Source organism: Streptomyces fildesensis (assembly GCF_016107395.1).
GTDB lineage: Bacteria > Actinomycetota > Actinomycetes > Streptomycetales > Streptomycetaceae > Actinacidiphila > Actinacidiphila fildesensis.
The window spans coordinates 1-1,206 of record NZ_JAAIKO010000126.1 but is presented as its reverse complement, the minus strand read 5'-3'; the positions used below and the strand labels follow the sequence as shown (position 1 = coordinate 1,206).

General features: G+C 68.8%; 1 protein-coding gene. It reads left to right on the top strand.

The features are described 5' to 3' along the window. Positions 1-1,206 (top strand): alpha/beta hydrolase family protein (locus tag C6N31_RS42185; protein WP_198359614.1); only part of this gene is annotated, 1,206 nt, incomplete at both ends.

Below are 1,206 nucleotides of genomic sequence, written 5' to 3'. Positions count from 1 at the left end.
ATGAAGCAGCTGCTGTTCCCGGACAACACCCAGTTCTGGTACGAGACCCTGCGGTCGATGAGTCACATCGCTTATGGCGGCGCTGATTTCGGTGAGGTCGTCTCGACGTGTGAGCGCATCGTTGAGGGTGACTACGACAGTTGGCACACGGAGTGGCTCGCGACGGCGGACCGGGTGGCCGGCGAGGCGCGGATGGCGCTGGAGGCCGGTCACCCGGTCAGTGCGCGGGACGGGTTCTTGCGGGCGTCGAACTATTACCGGTCGGCTGAGTTCTTCCTGCACGGGCACCCGTGCGACCCGCGCCATGACCATGCCTACGACCGCAGCGTGGCCTGTTTCCAGGCGGCCGCCGCGCTGTCCACCCCGCGGATCGAGCCGGTCCGTATCCCGTACGAGGGCACCACGCTGCCCGGCTACCTCTACCGGGCCGACACCACCGGCGCACCCCGGCCGACGCTGATCATGCACTCCGGTTTCGACGGCACCGCCGAGGAGCTCCACTTCAGCGGTGCGCTGGCGGCCGTGGAGCGCGGTTATACGGTGCTGACCTTCGACGGCCCAGGGCAGCCCGGCCCGCGCCACCGCGAAGGGCTGGTCTTCCGCCCCGACTGGGAGAACGTCATCACCCCCGTGATCGACTTCGCCGAGACCCTTCCCGAGGTCGACCCCAGCCGTATCGCGCTGCTGGGCTCCAGCATGGGCGGTGTGCTCGCCCCCCGGGCGGTGGCCTTCGAGCACCGCCTGGCCGCGCTGATAGCTGTGGACGGTGTCTATGACCTCGGCCAGATCTCCGTCCGCAACATCCCCGGCGACCGCGCCGCGGCCGAACGTCTCCTGCGCGCGGACTCGGCCCCTGAACTCGACGCGGGCTTCGAGCAGCTCATGGCCCAGGATGCCACCGCCCGCTGGGCGATCAACCACGGCATGTACGTCATGGGCGTCGACACCCCCCGCGCCTTCAGCGCCTCCTACCTCGACTACACCCTTCACCACGGCATCGCCGAACAGATCCAGTGCCCCACCCTGGTCTGCGACGCCGCCGACGACGAATTCTTCAAGGGCCAGCCCGAGCAGCTCTACCACCACCTGACCTGCCCCAAAACCCTCATGGTCTTCACCGCCGAAGAAGGCGCCGGCGCGCACTGCCACCCCGGCGCCATGCGCCTGTCCCTCGCCCGCATCTACGACTGGCTCGACGACACCCTC